A 16,036-nucleotide genomic window follows, 5' to 3' on the forward strand; every position below is an offset into this window, starting at 1 on the left:
ACACCCCGGTGGAAGTGTCGGCGCGGGTGTCTAGGGTGGTGGCATGACGACCAGAGCCCAGCTGCGCAAGGCAGCGCTCTCACACCCCGAGACCACCGAGAAGCACTCCGGGCCGCTGGGGAGCGAGTTCTTCGTCCAGGGGGTGCGGTTCGCCTGGGTGGACGGTCCGGGACGGGTGAGCCTGGTCCTGCCCACGGCCGAGGCCAACGAACTGCTGGCCGCCCACCGCACGGCCGAGCTGCGCGCCCACGGCGCCTCGCCCGTCGAGGTACGGGTCCCCCTCGCCGACGTCGACGGACAGCCGCTCAACCGCTGGGTGCGCCGCGCCTGGCTGGTGCACGCCCCCAGGGAACTGGCAGAGCGGGCCGTCGCCGCCGAGCACGCGGTTCCCGGAAAGGTCGGCGACCTGCCCAGGGGGATCGGCAGACCGGCGACCCAGGCGCTGGTCCAGGCCGGGTTCACCACCCTCGCCGAGGTGTCCTCGATGACGCGCCCGGAGCTGCTGGCGCTGCACGGGGTGGGCCCCAAAGCGGTCCGGGTACTCGACGGGGCCCTCGCCGAGGCGGGCCTGGAGTTCAGCGCCCGCGCCTGAATCCTTGCAGGGGGCGGTCACGGGGGACGACCATCTCGATCTCGGTGCCCTCTCCCGGTTCCGAGTACAGCTCGGTGCTGCCGCCCAGGTCGCGGACCCGGCCCAGGACGGACTGGGCGACGCCCAGACGCCCATCCGCGCGGGCGCGATCCAGTCGGCCCGGCGGGATGCCGGGGCCGTCGTCGCGCACGGTCACGGTGACGGCGTGCTCCTCGTCCTCCACCAGAACCCACGCCCGGGTCTGCGGCGGGCAGTGCCGGTCCACGTTGTCCAGGGCCGCCGCCACCGCGGCGGTCAGCTCGGCCACCGCGTACCCGGGCAGGAGCACCGGGGTGGCGGGCGCCGAGACCGAGAACCGGACCGACTCCAGGCGGCGCAGCGCGTCCCTGAGGTCCATGGCAGTGGCCGGCGCTGGCGCCCCGCCCGGCGCCGAGGAACCCGCCGCGGCCGAGTCCAGGCCGTCGGTGATCAGGGAGCGCAACCGCACCTCCTGTTCACCGGCCATCCGGCCCAGTTCGGCGGCCTCCCCGCCGATCTCGTCCCCGCGGCGGCGGACCAGGGCGAGCACCTGGAGCACCGAGTCGTGGATGGATCGGGCCAGCTGCTCGCGTTCGCGGATGCGCGCCTCCAGGGTCACCGCCTGGGCGAAGCGCTCCTCGGCCTGCTCGGCGACCCTGGCCATGTAGCCCACGGCCAGGCAGGCCAGCAGGAGCAGCACCACGCCCCGAACGGTGGCTGCGGTGACAGCGGCGTCCATGAGCAAGCGCAGGGTGATGTCGGCGAACCCGTAGGCGAGGGCGACCGTGGCGGCGCCCCGGCGGCCCCAGATGACGCTCGCCGACAGCGCGGCCCCGGCGAACCAGTAGGAGCTCAGCGGCGGCGCCTGGGTGAGGTAGAAGGGGGTCGCGGCCAGGCCGGTGGCGAACAGGCAGCCGAAGGCGACCACGAGGTCGGCGGTGAGCAGCCGCCAGGTGCGCCAGGCCGGGCGGGCGTAGGCGTAGGTCGTCAGCACGGTCCAGCCGGACATGACGACCAGCACCGCCCAGGCCAGCCAGGGCCTGGCCAGGTGCTCGTGGTACTGGACGACCAGTACCAGGGCGTAGACCAGGGCGACGGCGCGGTAGAGGGCGAAGGCGCGCCAGAGGGGGACGTCGAAGCCCAGGGCTCAGACCACCGCCCCGTTGTCCGGCCCGTTGTCGCCGGGCGGGCGAGAGTCGGTCATACGCAGGATGAGCACGACGAAGCTGGTCAGGAAAGCAGCGACGGCCAGGAACATGATCCAGTTGGGCAGTGAGATGCCCAGGAAGGCGGCGCCGAACAGCAGCACGGGGCCGCCGAGGAGACCGAACCAGGCGGCGATGCCCACGCGGTCGCCCTGGAGCAGGGGCGGCGGGGGCGGGGGTTCGTAGTGCCCCTCCAGCTCCGCCTCGGCCCGGCGCCGGTCCTCCTCCCGGGACTGCTCGTCGTCCTCGTCGGAGTCCCGGTCACGGGGGAGGTTGGCGAGGATGTCGCCGAGCCGCGTGTGTTGCTCGTCGGGGGCGCTGAGGTTCTCCGCGTCGGGCCAGGCGACCCGGCCGCGCTGCTCGCTGACGCCCTCGGAGTCGTCGTAGAAGCGGGAGACGAGGTCCTTCCAGACGTCGTCCTCGTCGCTGCTCCTGGCCGGGGGCGCGTCGGGGTCCACGTTGGCGGGCGGCCCGTCCAGCAGGTCGCCGCCGACCGGGGGGTCGCCGCCCTCGTGCGCGGCCGACGCCTCCTGGCCCTCCTCCCCCTCGGCCTCGGCCCTGCCCTCGCCGCGCGGCGCCAGCAGGTCGGGGCCGGTCTCGCGTTCGCGGCCGCCGAGGTCGGGCAGTTCGGAGCCGAGCACCCGTTCGGCGGCGCCGCGTTCCTCGGCGTCGACGTACAGGTGGTCGGTGGGCGGGTCCTCGGCCTGGCCGCCGGTGGGCTCCAGGACGTCCTCTTCCAGAGGGACCGCGTAGGCGGCGATCCCACTGCGCCGGAGCGCTTCCAGCATGAGGTCGGCGTGTGAGGGTGCGAGCAGGATCAGGGGAACGTAGGCGTCGGCGAGCAGGCCGTTGCCCCGACGTTGTGTCATCGGTCGGCTCCTTCCCCGCTTCTGCTGCGCTCGCGCACGAACGCGAGACTTCCTTCGAAGATGGTGGCGGCGTCATGGTCGAGGGTCGCCACGTGGTAGCTGTCGTGAAGCAGGTGGATCGTCAGCCGGGTGTTGACCGCTCTCTTAGCGAGCATACGCAGACTGCCCGGCCCCACCACGTGGTCCTGGGGGCTCCGGTAGGCCAGAACCGGCGCCCGCAAACCGGACATGCCGCCCTGAACCGTGCGCCACAGCTTCGGGAGTGTCGCGGCCGCGGCGGTGGGCACCCGGTCGTACCCGCCCTCCCCGGCCTGCTCGAGGGCGATGTCGCTCTCCAGACCGGGGGTGGTGGGCAGGAGCCGGGCGGCCAGGCGGCGGATCGGCGCGATGACGGGGAGCCGGTGGTCCTCCACCACGAGGGAGGGATTGACCAGAACCACGCCCTGGACGATGCCGGGGTACTCCTGGGCCAGGCGCAGGGTGAGCGCGCCGCCCATGGACAGTCCCATCACGAACACCTCGTCACACCGCTCCGCGAGGTCGAGCAGCGCCCGTTCCACCTCCGCGTACCAGTCGTCGGTGGTGGTGGTCGCCATGTCCTGCCAGGTGGTGCCGTGCCCGGGCAGTCGGGGCAGTTCGACGGTCAGCCCGGCCTCGGCCAGGTACTCGGCCCAGGGGCGCATCGAGTACGGCGAACCGGTGAAACCGTGGCAGAGCAGGACACCGACGCCTGAACCCGAGTGGCTGAAGGGGTCCGCACCCGGGATCAGGGGGATGGCGTTGGTCGGTCTCACAGGTCTGCTCCCGGGATCGTGCGGCGGAGGGCTCCGATGGGATCGCGGCCCCAGCCGTGAGGCTAGTCGCTCGGGTGAGCGTTTGTCATCGCAAGAACGTTAGCGTTCCCCTGCCCGAACCCCGTGGGGGCCCGGCGTGTTCCCGCGCTTGCGGCGGCCCCGCGGCCCGGGTCGGGAGACGGGGGCGTCACCCGTGGTGAGTATCCTCGACAGTGCCCCCGCGGCGCGGCTCCCCCTTCCCCGGCTACGGACGACCCGGTCCGTTCTGGCTGCTTTTGGCGGTTACCCGCACGTGGTGGGAAGATGACGCTTGTCAGCCTCCCCGCATCCGCGGTGGGAGCGTTCCGGACAATGACGGCCGAGCGGGACAGTGAGACGCGGCAGACCCTGCCTCAGTGCTCCCCGCGTGTGCAGGGGTGATCTGAAGCAATGTTCTACTGGGTGGTCAAGGCGATCCTGGGGCCGATTCTGGCCGTGTTGTGGCAACCTCGCGCGGAGGGCGTGGAGAATGTGCCGCGGCGTGGTCCGGCCATCATGGTCAGCAACCACCTGTCGTTCTCCGACCACTTCTTCGGGCCGCTGCCCCTGCCGCGCAAGATCATCTTCCTCGCCAAGGCCGAGTACTTCACCGGCACCGGCGTGAAGGGGTTCCTCAGCAAGGCCTTCTTCACCGGCGTGGGACAGATCCCGATCGACCGTTCCGGCGGCAAGGCGAGCGAGGCGGCCCTGCGTACGGGACTGCGCGTGCTCAAGCGCGGCGAGCTGCTGGGGATCTATCCCGAGGGCACCCGCTCCCCCGACGGCAAGCTGTACCGGGGGCGGACCGGCGTGGCCCGGCTGGCGCTGGAGGCCAAGGCCCCGGTGGTGCCCATGGCGATGATCAACCTCGAGAAGATCATGCCCCCCGGCCGCACCGTTCCCAAGCTGGGCGTGCGCCCCAAGGTGGTCTTCGGCAAGCCGCTCGACTTCTCCCGCTACTACGGCATGGAGAAGGACCAGCGGGTCCTTCGCGCCATCACCGACGAGATCATGTACTCCCTCATGGAGCTCTCCGGCCAGGAGTACGTGGACCGTTACGCGCAGGCGGTCAAGGCCGAGATCGAGGCCGAGGAGAAGGAGGCCAAGCGCGAGCAGCAGGCCAGCGCCAAGGATGAGCGCCGTAGCAAGCGCGCGGACAAGAAGGCTGACCGCAAGGCGCGCAAGGAGGCCAGGCGCGCGGCGAAGGCGCAGAAGAAGGCAGAGCAGAAGGCGAAGAAGGACTCGCCCGTGGACGACACCGCGGGCGGCGCCGAGTAGCGCCTGAGACCTGCGCGGCGAAGGGGGGCGGTCACCGGATTGGGGTGACCGCCCCTTCAGCGTTGCGTCATGGCGGTTGCTGTGCCCCGCCGGGCGCGGCCGGTCAGTACCGGGCGAGGTCACCCGCGCCGGCGATGCCCGCCTCGCCGCCGAGCTCGGCCACCCGTACCTCGGCCAGACGGCGGCCCGGGCGGCCGGAGACGTGTCGGGCGAAGGAGGCGCGCACCGGGTCGAGGATGATGTCGCCCGCGTCGGAGACCCCGCCGCCCAGGACGAAGCACTCGGGGTCCAGGATCGCGGCCAGGTCGGCCAGGCCCAGACCGGCCCAGTCCCCCACGATCCGGAAGCACTCCAGCGCCGCCGGGTCGCCCTCCATCGCGGCCTGGGTGATGATCCGGCCGCTGATCTGCTCCACGACGCCGTCGGCGAGCTTGAGCAGCCGCTCTCCCCGCTGGGGGTCGGTGCGGGCCAGGTCCTGCCCCTCGGCCACCAGGGCGCGACCGCTGGCGTACTGCTCCCAGCAGCCGTGGTTGCCGCAGGCGCAACGGCGGCCGTGCGGGACCATCCGGTAGTGGCCGACCTCGGCCGCCACCCCGTAGCGGCCCCGGTGCAGGGCGCCGCCGAGCACGAGACCGCCGCCGATCCCGGTGCCCAGGGTGACGCAGACGATGTGGTCGCTGCCCTGCCCCGCGCCGAAACGGGCCTCGGCCCAGGCCGCGGCGTTGGCGTCGTTCTCGATGACCACGGGCAGGTCCACGTGCTGTTGCACGCGTTCCTTGAGCGGCTCGTCGCGCAGGCCGAGGTTGACCGCGACCTGGACGGTGGCCCGGTCCTCGTCGACGAACCCGGCCACGCCCACGCCCACCGCGCCGATCTCACCGTCGGGCTTGCGGGAGCGCAGCTCCGCCACCGCCCGACCGACGACCTCGGCCAGCCGGCGGGGGTCGTCGGTCGGGGTCGGGTACTTGACCTTGTCCAGGATCTGCCCGTCGTGGTCGACGACACCGGCGGCGACCTTGGTTCCGCCGATGTCTACGCCAATGGTCAGCATGGGGGCAGCTCCTTCTACTTACGCCCGAACTCTGACATAAGTCTCAAGGTTCATGGCAGAGGGTTTTCAAATGGTGTAAACCATTCGATTAAACCAGGCTCAGGCGGCCGCGAACACCCCACCGGCGCATACCCGCCGGTTCGCCCTGCTCCCCCGGTGTGACCTGCTACTCCGCACCGCCCCGGGCGTCCTCTCCGGAGTCGGCCGGGGACTGGCGGCGGGCCCGCTCGTCACGCTCGCGGTCGGCCCACTCGCGCTGCTCACGCTCCGCCCGCGCCCGGGCGGCCTCCTCCCGGCCCTGCTCGAAGGAGCGCTCCATCACGCCCCAGGTCTTTCCCACGGCGCTGGCGAGGGACAGTCCGGCCCGTCCGAGGTGTCCGGCGACCTCGGGCGCGCTCCTGCGCACGATCTCGACGAACTCCTCCAGCGGGGGGCGCTCCTGCTGGGTCTCGACCCGGATGGCCTCCTCCCACACGTCGCCCTTCTTGGGCGGGGGGCTGGTGACCGCGCTGACACCGCGCTTGACCCCGGCGACCAGCAGCTTGCGCTGGAGGCTGTCGACCAGGCGCAGCGCGTCGTCGATGAGGTCGGGCTGGTCCGAACGCCCGGTGTTCGACCGTTCCGAGCGCCCGGTGCTGTTGTCGTCGGTCATGTTCGTGAGCCTCCTGTGAGTGGTCCTCTGGCATCACGTTAACCGCCCGAACCGGGCGGGAGAGGGCGTCTCAGGGCAGGTTCAGGGACGAACCAGGGAAGAGGCGGGGTCCGGTCGGGGCGAACCGGCGTCGGGGCGGGGACTGGCCGGATGCGGCGAGCACGCGGGGCGGGGATGCGGTCGGGGGCGACCCCGGGCGCCGACGCGCTGGCGGAGCGGAAAAGGATACTCGTCTCCCTACGGGAGCTGAGGCCACTTGGCGCGGAAACAACGTGAATTTAACCAGATGTGCACAAAACACCCGGCAAGCGATAGTCTCGACCGCACGCGAGAAGTAACCGGGATCACCTGCTTGACCTGCGCACTCCCGGAAGGCCCAACGAGAGTCGACCGACCTCCCAGCGGGCATGATCACGCGTACAACAGCACAGGGGGACGTCCCGGACCGCCCGCTCGAGACCGACGGTGCGCACCCGGCTGAACAGCGCGTTGACCTTCAGCCGCGCGTCAAGCTCGGATCACCGTTGGATACCGAACGGCAACCTGTTCTACTCACGAGTAGGCTCCTGTTGTTACGGTCGTCACGTCCCCAACACCAAGAACCCGTACACGTCCAGGAGCATCACGTGCGCGAATACAGCTCTCCCGCGAAGGCTGAGATCTCCGACGACGCGCGGCTGACCGACACGCTCTTTGCGCGCGCGGCCAGCGAGCCGAACGCCGTCGCCGCCCGCCGCCAGGAGGAGACCGGGTCCGGCCAGTGGCGCGACGTGACCGTCGCGCAGCTGCACGGCGACATCGTCGGATACGCCAAGGCCCTCATCAACGCGGGCATCGGGCAGGGCGACCGTGTCGCGCTCATGTCGCGTACCCGCTACGAGTGGACCGCGGTCGACTACGCGATCTGGTCCATCGGCGCCGTGACCGTACCGATCTACGAGACCTCCTCCGCCGAGCAGGTCCAGTGGATCCTCTCCGACTCCGGGGCCAAGGCCGCCTTCGTCGAGACCGCGGCCCACGCCGAGCGCGTCGAGTCCATCCGTGCCGAGGCCCCCGAGCTGGCCAACATCTGGAAGTTCGACGGCGGTGACCTGGAGGCCCTGAGCGCCACCGGGAGCGACGTCACCGACGAGGAACTCGACAAGCGCCGCACCGCGGTCAAGGCCGACGACCTCGCCACCCTCATCTACACCTCCGGCACCACCGGCCGCCCCAAGGGTTGCGAGCTCACCCACCGCAACTTCCTCTTCATCTCGCACTCCGCGCTGGAGGGCCCGGCCAAGCCCGTCATCCTGGGCCACGAGGGCACCCCCTCCACCCTGCTCTTCCTGCCCCTGGCCCACGTCTTCGCGCGTTTCGTCCAGGTCATGGTCATCGAGGGCAAGGCCGTCCTGGGCCACTACCCCAGCACCGGACCGGACCTGATCGACCAGTTCTCCGTGTTCAAGCCCACCTTCCTGCTCGCGGTCCCCCGCGTGTTCGAGAAGGTCTTCACCAAGGCCCAGCAGAAGGCCGAGGGCGAGGGCAAGGGCAAGATCTTCAACGCCGCCGCCGACACCGCCATCGCCTACAGCAAGGCGCTGAGCACGGGGAACGTCCCGTTCACCCTGAAGCTCAAGCACGGCCTGTTCAAGAAACTGGTCTACGGAAAGATCATGGCCCGCCTCGGCGGTGAGGCCAAGTACGCGGTCTCGGGCGGCTCGGCCCTGGGCGACCGCCTCGGCCACTTCTTCCGCGGCGTGGGCCTGACCATCATCGAGGGCTACGGTCTGACCGAGACCACAGCCCCGAGCACGGTCAACAGCCCCGGCTTCAACAAGATCGGCACCGTCGGCCAGCCGCTGCCCGGCACCACCGTGCGCATCGCCGACGACGGCGAGATCCTGCTCAAGGGCGACCACATCCTGGTCGGCTACTGGCAGAACGAGAAGGCCACCGAGGAGGCCTTCGAGGACGGCTTCTACCGCACCGGTGACCTCGGCTCGCTGGACGACGACGGCTTCCTCAGTATCACCGGCCGCAAGAAGGAGATCATCGTGACCGCGGGCGGCAAGAACGTCGCCCCGGCCGTCCTCGAGGACCGCATCCGCGCCCACGCCCTGGTCAGCCAGTGCATGGTCGTCGGTGACAACCGCAAGTTCATCGCGGCCCTGATCACGATCGACCCCGAGTCGTTCGACCTCTGGAAGGAGTCGAACAACAAGACCGGCGAGATCGCGGACCTGACCGAGGACCCCGACCTCCAGGCGGCCATCCAGGACGCCGTGGACGACGCCAACAAGGCCGTCTCCAAGGCCGAGGGCATCAAGAAGTTCAAGATCCTGCCGAGCGACTTCACCGAGGAGGGCGGCCAGATGACCGCCTCACTGAAGGTCAAGCGCCACGTCGTCAGCAAGCAGTGGAGCAAGGAGATCGACGACATCTACGGCGGCTAGGGTTTCGGCGGCCAGGGTTTCACCGGTCAAGGTTTCAGCGAATCGGTTCTCAACAGCCAGGTTCCGTCGCTCCTGAGAGCTGAGGGGGCCGATCGCCTACGGGCGGTCGGCCCCTTCTCCGTACCCGGCCCGTGCCCTCCGTCCGCTCTCCGCGCTCCCGGGCCCCTCGTGAGAGCGCTCACGAGGGGCCCGGGGCCGACGCGCACACCGCGGACATGTGGACCGGGGCACTGCCTCTGAGGGGGCTCCCAGGAGGCGGAAGCCGGACTGGACGACCGGCGGGGGCACGTGCCGGGACACGGACCCCGCAGCGTGGCTCTGAGTGTCGCGCCCGAGCGGCGCAGCCGTCGGGCCGACACCACCGCCGGACACACGACGGACCCGGCCGCGCTGTGCGGCCGGGTCCGTCGTCACGACAGGCGGGCCCTAGTGAGCCTTGTCGTCTCCGTGGTCAGCGGAGTGGTGCAGGTGGTGGCCGGTGTGCGCCTCCACCCCCTCGAAGGACACGTTGTCCTTCGTGTACCAGTGAGCCAGGGCTCGGCGGAGCTTGCCCATACCCTTGCGGGCCTGGGGGTTCTCCACTCCCTTCTCGTCGGTCTCGTCCTCTTCCAGAGCGGTCGAGGTGATGACCGGCTTGCTCTCCAGCACGTGCGTGGTCTCGGCGGAGCTCTCCTTGTGGACCTCGATGAACTCACCGCTGGGCAGCTGCTGGATGGTGCCGCTCTCGTAACCGTGCTCCAGGATCTCCCGGTCACGGCGCTGAAGGCCCAGGCAGATGCGCTTGGTGATGATGAAGCCGACGATCGGACCGAAGATGGCCAGCGTACGGAAGATGTACGTGGTCAGGTACAGGTCGATCGAGAAGGTCTCCGACAGGACGTCGTTCGCGCCAGCCATCCAGAGCACGCCGTAGAAGACGATGCCGGCGACGCCCAGACCGGTGCGGACCGGGGCGTTGCGCGGACGGTCGGCGACGTTGTGGGCGCGCTTGTCACCGGTGATCCACTGCTCGATGAACGGCCAGGCGGCCAGGGCACCGAAGATCAGGCCGGGCACGACCAGGCCCGGGACCAGGACCGCCGTGACGATCGGGTACCCGTCGCCGATCGGCAGCGTGAAGTCCAGGGTGTTCGGGAAGATTCGCAGCGAACCCTCCATGAAGCCCATGTACCAGTCCGGCTGGAGGCCGGAGGTGATGGACGTCGGCGTGAACGGGCCGAACAGGTGGATCGGGTTGATCTGGACGAACGCGCTCAGACCGGCGATCACGGCGAACGTGAAGAAGAAGAACCCGCCGGCCTTGACCGCGAACGCCGGGAACATGGGTGTCCCGACCACGGTCTTGTCTGTTCGCCCCGGTCCCGGATACTGCGTGTGCTTCTGGTGCCACAGGATCATGAAGTGGGCCACGATCAGCGCCAGCAACAGGGCCGGGATCAGCAGGATGTGCAGCATGTAGAGCCGCGTGATGATGTCCTCGCCGGGGAACTCCCCGCCGAAGAGGAACATCGATATGTACGAGCCCACCAGCGGCAGCGCCAGCATGACGCCCTGGAGGATGCGGACACCCATGCCCGAGGGCAGGTCGTCCGGCAGCGAGTAGCCGAAGAGGCCCTCGACCATGGCCAGGGTGAAGATGGCGACACCGATGAGCCAGTTGATCTCACGCGGCTTGCGGAACGCACCGGTGAAGAACACCCGGAGCATGTGCACCACGATCGCGGCCACGAAGATCAGCGCGGCCCAGTGGTGGATCTGGCGCATGAGGAAGCCGCCACGGACATCGAAGTTGATGTACAGGGTGGAGGCGTAGGCCTCACTCATCGGAACGCCCTGGAGGCGCTCGTAGGAGCCGTCGTAGACGATCTCCGCCATGCTCGGCTTGAACCACAGCGTGAGGAACACACCGGTGACGAGCAGGATGATGAACGAGTACAGCGCGATCTCGCCCAGCATGAACGACCAGTGGTTCGGGAAGACCTTGCGAAGGTTCTTCTCACCGCCCTTGGCCAGGTGGAAGCGGTCGTCGATGAAGTTTCCGACGCCGCGCAGCGCCTTGGGGGCTTGCGTGGTCTTACTCATCGACTAGTCCTTCCTGTATTCCCAGAACGTCGGCCCGGCCGGCTCGTTGAAGTCGCCCCTGGCGACGAGGTAGCCCTCGTCGTCCACACCGATCGGCAGCTGGGGCAGGGGCCGGTGCGCGGGACCGAAGACCACCTTCGCGGCGTCGGCCGCGTCGAACGTGGACTGGTGGCACGGGCACAGGATGCGGTGCGTGGTGCGCTCGTAGAGCGCGGCCGGGCAACCCACGTGCGTGCAGATCTTCGAGTACGCCACGATGCCCTGGTGGGTCCAGTTCATGTGGGTCTCGTCGCTGCCCTCGCGGACGGGCTGGTCCATCCCGGGCTTCCAGTCCTCCTCCGGCATCTTGATGAGCAGGATGACGGACTTGGCCTGGTCGTTCAGGCTGATGCCGTGCGGGTAGCGGTCGTCGTTCACCGCGGGCAGGGCGGAGATCATCCCGTACGGGTCGTTCTCCAGGTCCTCGAGCCTGATCTCCCGGTGGGTCCCCTCGACGTGCATGCGCATGCCGTCCACCCACGGGGTGCTCTTCATCAGGTCGCCCGGCACGGGTCCACTGTCACGCAGCAGGACGATCGGCGCGATGCCCAGCGGCAGCATGGCCGCGATGAGCGTGCGGCGCATCAGCGGACGCTTGGTGAAGCCGCTCTCGTCGGCGCTCTTCATGAAGAACTCGCTGAACGAGCTCTTCTCCTCCGGGCTGGAGGGAAGGTCGTCGTAGGACGAGGCCACCTCGTAGTGCGGCATGATGTTGCGCGCCCAGACCGTCATACCGGCACCGATACCGAACATCGCGAGGGTGAGCGTGCCACCCAGCAGCATGTTCGAGTACTGGCTGATCTGCGGATCGGCGATCGCGGGCTCCCCCGCCGCGTTCGGCGGGAAGAGGAAGTACGAAACGATGAACCCGATCCCCGCCAGCATGGCGATGATGAACCACACCGCGGCGATCTTCTCGCCCCGGCGCTGCTGCTCCTCCGGGTGGTGGTGAGTCTCCGAGGCCAGGTACGGCCCGTTGTGCTCGCTCTCCGCCTCGGCGGCGGTTTCGGTCACCACGTCCGCGGTGTCCGTCGGGGTGCCGACGACGCGCTCGGCGGCGTCGTCACCCGCCTTGTTGTCGTTGTTGCTGTTCTCAGTCATGGGCACGCTGCTTCGCGGTGATCCAGATCGCGCAGGCGATGATCAGGGAGAGACCGATGGTCCAGTTGATGAAACCCTCGGCGACCTGACCGACCCGCTGCAGGTCGAAGATGCCGCCGGCGTTGGGTTCGGCCTGGAGCGTCTTCACGTAGGAGATCAGTTCCTGCTTCTCCTCGGGAGAGATGGCGCCGTCGCTGAACATCGGCATGGCGCCGGGTCCGCTGACCATGGCCTCGTAGATCTCCCGCGGAGTCGACTCATGGATCTCGGGAGCCCAGCGGCCGTCGGTGAGGGCGCCGCCGCCACCGGACCAGCTGTGGCAGTGCGCACAGTTGGTCAGGTAGAGCTTCATGCCCATGTCGACGTCGTCGGCGCCTTCGATGTAGGCGTCGTACTCGGACTCGTAGGCGGCGACGGCCTCCTCGTAGAGGGCGTCGACCTCCTCCTCGTCGAGGTCCTCGTCGACGAAGTCGGCACGCTGCGGAGCGGAGCCGGGCACCTCGTAGGGCACGTCGGCACCGGCACCGTTGTCCCTGATCTGCGCGTCGTAGTACGCGATCAGGTCGGCCAGGTCCTGCTCGGACATGACCATCGGCTTGCGCGGCATCTGGCTGTCCGGGTCCATGGAGGGCATACGCCCGGTGCTGACCTGGAAGTTGATTGCTGCCGATCCGACCTCACGCAGGTCGGGACCGGTCTCGGACCCAGCGCCGTCCAGTCCGTGGCACGAGGCACACGTCTGGTCGAAGATGGTCTTGCCCTGGGCGATGTCCACGTCGTCCGCGGACGGCGCCTCAGCGGCAAGGGTCTGCGCCTGCGCCTGGTCGGCGGTGGGGGCCAGTGCGGCGTACCCCACCCCGAACAGGGCTAGCGCGAGGATGACGACGACATACCCCGCCAGGGGATGCCGTCGCCGCGCGGTAATCCATTTCACGGTTTCCCCGTTTCGGGTTACTGGATGAAGTAGATGGTGATGAACAAAGCGACCCAGACGACGTCGACGAAGTGCCAGTAGTAGGACACGACGATCGCACTGGTCGCCTGCTGGTGAGTGAAGCGCTTCGCGGCGTACGTACGTCCCAGCATGATGAGGAACGCGATCAAACCACCGATGACGTGGAGTCCGTGGAAGCCCGTGGTCAGGTAGAACATCGACCCGTAGGCGCTCGACTGCAGAGTCAGGCCCTCGTGGAAGATGAGCTCGTAGTACTCATACGCCTGTCCGAGGATGAAGAACAGGCCCATGAAGAACGTGATGTAGAACCACATGCGCAGCTTCTTGACGTCGCCGCGCTCAGCGGCCCAGACGCCGAACTGCGCGGTGAAGCTGGAAGCCACCAGGACAACGGTGATCGTGGTCGCCCACGGCACGTTGAGGTGGACGTCCGCCCACTCGCCGAGCTCGGGGTTCCCGTTGGTCACCGATCGGATGGTGAAGTACATCGCGAACAGCGCAGCGAAGAACATGAGTTCGTTGGCCAGCCACACGATGGTGCCAACACTCACCAGGTCAGGACGCTTTGCCACACCATGCGCTGATGCGGTTGCTGTTTTTGGGTTCGCGGTTGCTGTCGCCACGGGAGCATTATTACGGCTTCTCGCGAAGGTCCGTACTCGACCCCCCGTAAGGAGACGGATCGGCCCCGGTATCGGCCGCCGTCGGGGCCCGGCTCGGCTCTGTCGTCGTGACTCGGGCGTTACTGTAACCGCTCGCGTGCCCTGGGTCCGCGTCTGACGCGCCCAGACGCGCCGAAAAGCTCGAACCGGGGCGGCTGAGGCGTTCCGTACCCCGCCAGAAGTCGCTTCAACCCGCCCCAGCCAACGCGGAGGTATCGAAACGGTTACCGTTGGACAACGCCGCACCCGGGGCGGGTTAGCGAAGCGCCGCACGACCCTGGCATCCTGTGGTGTCGAAGGTCTCAGCCCCTTCACCGGTCCCCCGGCTCCCATCTGGGCCGAGTGGCCCCGAGGCAATACAGTCATAGGCATACAGCCAACGAACGCCACGGTCGCACCCCCCACGGCAGCGGCCGCGGACAGACGCGATGGGACGGTTGCGCGATGGTGATCAGCGGTACGGACACGGATGCCAGGATGCGCGTACTGGTCTACAGCGACAAGGCGGACACCCGTGAGCAGGTGCGGCTGGCCATCGGCCGCCGCCCCGCCGCCGATGTTCCCAAGGTCGAGTTCGTCGAGTGCGCGACCGCGCCCGGCGTCCTGCGCAAGCTGGAGTCCAAGGACCCGGCCGAGCGGATCGACGTGGCCGTCTTCGACGGTGAGGCCGCGCCCACCGGCGGGATGGGCCTGTGCCGCCAGGTCAAGGACGAGATCTTCCGCTGCCCGCCGGTGCTCCTACTGGTGGGCCGGCGCGACGACGGCTGGCTGGCGACCTGGTCGCAGGCCGAGCAGGTGGTGAGCCACCCGATCGACCCCGTCGCGCTCGCCGAGTCGCTGGCCGAGCTCATGCGCCAGCGCGTCGCGGCGCTCAGCGGGTGAACTTCGTGGGTGCTGGCCGGGGCCGCGCCGGGCACGGCCGACTGACGGCTGCGTCGACGGCCGGGGCGACGGCTGAGGTGGACAACGGCGAGAGGGACATGCGCCGTCGGCTCGTGGTGGGCGGGGCGCTCAACCACGGCGCTGATATCGGGCGATGGCGCACCCGCGCCGACCCCGCCCTCCTCTTCGCCCAGAACCGCTGAGCGAGGCGGGCACGGCCACCGTGCCCGCCCCCGGCGTGCCCTTTCCCACCCTTTCAGGAGTCCACGTGAACGTCCCCGCCTCCTCGGCCGCCCCGGCCGAGAACAACGCGGTCGATACCAACGGCCAGGAAGCCTCCGCTGTCCAGGAGCGGACCTGGTCCAACCTGATCACCGCCCTGCTGGGCGGGACCACCCTCAGCACCGCCGACACCGGGTGGGCGATGAACGAGATCATGTCGGGTTCGGCGACCGACGCCCAGATCGCGGGCTTCGCGATCGCCCTGCGGGCCAAGGGCGAGAGCGTCTCCGAGGTGTCCGGCCTGGCCCAGGGCATGCTCGACAACGCGGTGCGGATCAGCGTCGACGGTCCGACCCTGGACATCGTCGGTACCGGCGGCGACCGGGCCCACACCGTGAACGTGTCCACCATGGCGGCGATCGTCGCCTCCGCCGCGGGCGCGCGCGTGGTCAAGCACGGCAACCGCGCGGCGTCCTCCTCCTGCGGTACCGCCGACGTGCTGGAGCGGCTCGGCGTGGTCCTGGACCTGCCGCCGGAGCTGACCGCGCGGGTGGCGCGGGAGGCGGGCATCACCTTCTGCTTCGCCCCGCTGTTCCACCCCTCGCTGCGCTTCGCCGCCAAGCCGCGCCGCGAGCTGGCGGTGCCGACCGTGTTCAACTTCCTCGGTCCGCTGACCAACCCCGCCCAGCCGACCGCCTCGGCGATCGGGGTGTTCGACGAGCGCATGTGCGAGGTGATCGCCGGGGTGTTCGCCCGCCGCGGCTCCGCCGCCCTGGTCTTCCGCGGCGACGACGGCTTGGACGAGCTGACCACGGCCACCACCTCCACGGTCTGGGTGGTTTCCGAGGGCCAGGCGCGGCGCGAGCGGCTGGACCCGGCCGATCTGGGGATCGGGCGTTCGGCCCCGGACGCGCTGCGCGGCGGTGACGTGGAGTTCAACGCCCAGGCGGTCCGGGACCTGGTCGCGGGGCGGCCCGGGCCGGTGCGCGACGCGGTGCTGCTGAACGCCGGCGCGGCGCTGGCCGCGGTGGACGGGGTGGGCGAGGACCTGACCGGGGCGGTGCGCGTCGGCTACGAGCGGGCCGCCGCGGCGGTGGACAGCGGCGCCGCCGAGCGCCTGCTGGCCTCGTGGGTGGAGACCAGCCAGGGCCTGGCCAAGTCGCTCTGAGGCAGTCCTGGAA

At 69.6% G+C, this 16,036-nt stretch carries 15 protein-coding genes; 6 read left to right on the forward strand and 9 right to left on the reverse strand.

The genetic code is table 11. The annotated features are described in order from the left end of the window. Positions 1-43: 43 nt before the first annotated feature. Positions 44-592, forward strand: coding sequence for a helix-hairpin-helix domain-containing protein (locus tag HNR07_RS13950; RefSeq protein WP_184365360.1), 549 nt, complete (start codon positions 44-46; stop codon positions 590-592). On the opposite strand, the gene macS is transcribed toward HNR07_RS13950, so the two are convergent. Genes macS through HNR07_RS13965 form a run of 3 tightly spaced genes read right to left on the reverse strand, consistent with a single transcriptional unit; the run spans position 576 to position 3,478 of the window. Continuing rightward, the gene (macS, locus tag HNR07_RS13955) at positions 576-1,754 is read right to left on the reverse strand and encodes a MacS family sensor histidine kinase (protein WP_221319445.1); all 1,179 of its coding nucleotides are present in this window, start codon (positions 1,752-1,754) and stop codon (positions 576-578) included. The two genes, HNR07_RS13950 and macS, sit on opposite strands and share 17 nt — an antisense overlap. A 3-nt stretch (positions 1,755-1,757) precedes the next feature. After that, positions 1,758-2,684, reverse strand: coding sequence for a hypothetical protein (locus tag HNR07_RS13960; protein ID WP_184365362.1), 927 nt, complete (start codon positions 2,682-2,684; stop codon positions 1,758-1,760). Further along, on the reverse strand, positions 2,681-3,478 hold the full coding sequence (locus HNR07_RS13965; protein ID WP_184365363.1) for an alpha/beta hydrolase: 798 nt from the start codon (positions 3,476-3,478) through the stop codon (positions 2,681-2,683). The genes HNR07_RS13960 and HNR07_RS13965 overlap by 4 nt, the downstream gene beginning before the upstream one ends. A gap of 429 nt (positions 3,479-3,907) precedes the next feature. On the opposite strand from HNR07_RS13965, the gene HNR07_RS13970 reads away from it, so the two are divergent. Next, positions 3,908-4,774: a lysophospholipid acyltransferase family protein gene (locus tag HNR07_RS13970; RefSeq protein ID WP_184365364.1), complete on the forward strand. Its 867-nt coding sequence runs from the start codon at positions 3,908-3,910 to the stop codon at positions 4,772-4,774. A gap of 103 nt (positions 4,775-4,877) precedes the next feature. On the opposite strand, the gene HNR07_RS13975 is transcribed toward HNR07_RS13970, so the two are convergent. Then, positions 4,878-5,825, reverse strand: coding sequence for an ROK family glucokinase (locus HNR07_RS13975; protein WP_184365365.1), 948 nt, complete (start codon positions 5,823-5,825; stop codon positions 4,878-4,880). Positions 5,826-5,991: 166 nt separating this feature from the next. Continuing rightward, positions 5,992-6,477 carry a hypothetical protein gene (locus tag HNR07_RS13980; RefSeq protein WP_184365366.1) on the reverse strand — a complete coding sequence of 162 codons (486 nt, stop codon included), beginning with the start codon at positions 6,475-6,477 and terminating at the stop codon, positions 5,992-5,994. 626 nt (positions 6,478-7,103) lie between these two features. Between HNR07_RS13980 and HNR07_RS13985 the strand changes: the two genes are divergently transcribed. After that, positions 7,104-8,912, forward strand: coding sequence for an AMP-dependent synthetase/ligase (locus HNR07_RS13985; protein ID WP_184365367.1), 1,809 nt, complete (start codon positions 7,104-7,106; stop codon positions 8,910-8,912). Positions 8,913-9,338: 426 nt separating this feature from the next. Here HNR07_RS13985 and qcrB read toward each other — a convergent pair whose 3' ends face one another. Genes qcrB through ctaE form a run of 4 tightly spaced genes read right to left on the reverse strand, consistent with a single transcriptional unit; the run spans position 9,339 to position 13,712 of the window. Further along, positions 9,339-10,994, reverse strand: coding sequence for a cytochrome bc1 complex cytochrome b subunit (gene qcrB / locus HNR07_RS13990; RefSeq protein ID WP_184365368.1), 1,656 nt, complete (start codon positions 10,992-10,994; stop codon positions 9,339-9,341). 3 nt (positions 10,995-10,997) lie between these two features. After that, entirely contained in the window at positions 10,998-12,134 is a 1,137-nt protein-coding gene (gene qcrA, locus HNR07_RS13995) for a cytochrome bc1 complex Rieske iron-sulfur subunit (protein WP_184365369.1), read from the reverse strand. Further along, positions 12,127-13,068, reverse strand: a complete 942-nt coding sequence (qcrC, locus tag HNR07_RS14000; protein WP_449406952.1) for a cytochrome c — start codon at positions 13,066-13,068, stop codon at positions 12,127-12,129. The genes qcrA and qcrC overlap by 8 nt, the downstream gene beginning before the upstream one ends. Positions 13,069-13,085: 17 nt before the next feature. Further along, positions 13,086-13,712, reverse strand: a complete 627-nt coding sequence (gene ctaE, locus HNR07_RS14005; RefSeq protein ID WP_169542743.1) for an aa3-type cytochrome oxidase subunit III — start codon at positions 13,710-13,712, stop codon at positions 13,086-13,088. Positions 13,713-14,195: 483 nt separating this feature from the next. Here ctaE and HNR07_RS14010 point away from each other — a divergent pair, with 483 nt between their 5' ends. The 3 genes from HNR07_RS14010 (at position 14,196) to trpD (ending at position 16,023) form a co-directional block, all read left to right on the forward strand. Continuing rightward, positions 14,196-14,633 (forward strand): hypothetical protein, encoded by a 438-nt coding sequence (locus HNR07_RS14010; RefSeq protein WP_184365370.1) that lies wholly within the window; start codon positions 14,196-14,198, stop codon positions 14,631-14,633. Between the two features lie 5 nt (positions 14,634-14,638). Next, entirely contained in the window at positions 14,639-14,836 is a 198-nt protein-coding gene (locus HNR07_RS14015) for a hypothetical protein (protein WP_184373093.1), read from the forward strand. A gap of 65 nt (positions 14,837-14,901) precedes the next feature. Next, positions 14,902-16,023 (forward strand): anthranilate phosphoribosyltransferase, encoded by a 1,122-nt coding sequence (trpD, locus tag HNR07_RS14020; protein WP_184365371.1) that lies wholly within the window; start codon positions 14,902-14,904, stop codon positions 16,021-16,023. Positions 16,024-16,036: the final 13 nt, after the last annotated feature.

Origin of the sequence: Nocardiopsis metallicus, from assembly GCF_014201115.1 — a bacterium.
Classification (GTDB): domain Bacteria; phylum Actinomycetota; class Actinomycetes; order Streptosporangiales; family Streptosporangiaceae; genus Nocardiopsis; species Nocardiopsis metallicus.

Bases quoted from the DNA above. Each gene is read 5' to 3' on its own strand.
- HNR07_RS13950 (WP_184365360.1), top strand. From the start codon at position 44: ATGACGACCAGAGCCCAGCTGCGCAAGGCAGCGCTCTCACACCCCGAG.
- HNR07_RS13960 (WP_184365362.1), bottom strand. From the start codon at position 2,684: ATGACACAACGTCGGGGCAACGGCCTGCTCGCCGACGCCTACGTTCCC.
- HNR07_RS13970 (WP_184365364.1), top strand. From the start codon at position 3,908: ATGTTCTACTGGGTGGTCAAGGCGATCCTGGGGCCGATTCTGGCCGTG.
- HNR07_RS13975 (WP_184365365.1), bottom strand. From the start codon at position 5,825: ATGCTGACCATTGGCGTAGACATCGGCGGAACCAAGGTCGCCGCCGGT.
- HNR07_RS13980 (WP_184365366.1), bottom strand. From the start codon at position 6,477: ATGACCGACGACAACAGCACCGGGCGCTCGGAACGGTCGAACACCGGG.
- qcrB (WP_184365368.1), bottom strand. From the start codon at position 10,994: ATGAGTAAGACCACGCAAGCCCCCAAGGCGCTGCGCGGCGTCGGAAAC.
- qcrA (WP_184365369.1), bottom strand. From the start codon at position 12,134: ATGACTGAGAACAGCAACAACGACAACAAGGCGGGTGACGACGCCGCC.
- HNR07_RS14010 (WP_184365370.1), top strand. From the start codon at position 14,196: ATGGTGATCAGCGGTACGGACACGGATGCCAGGATGCGCGTACTGGTC.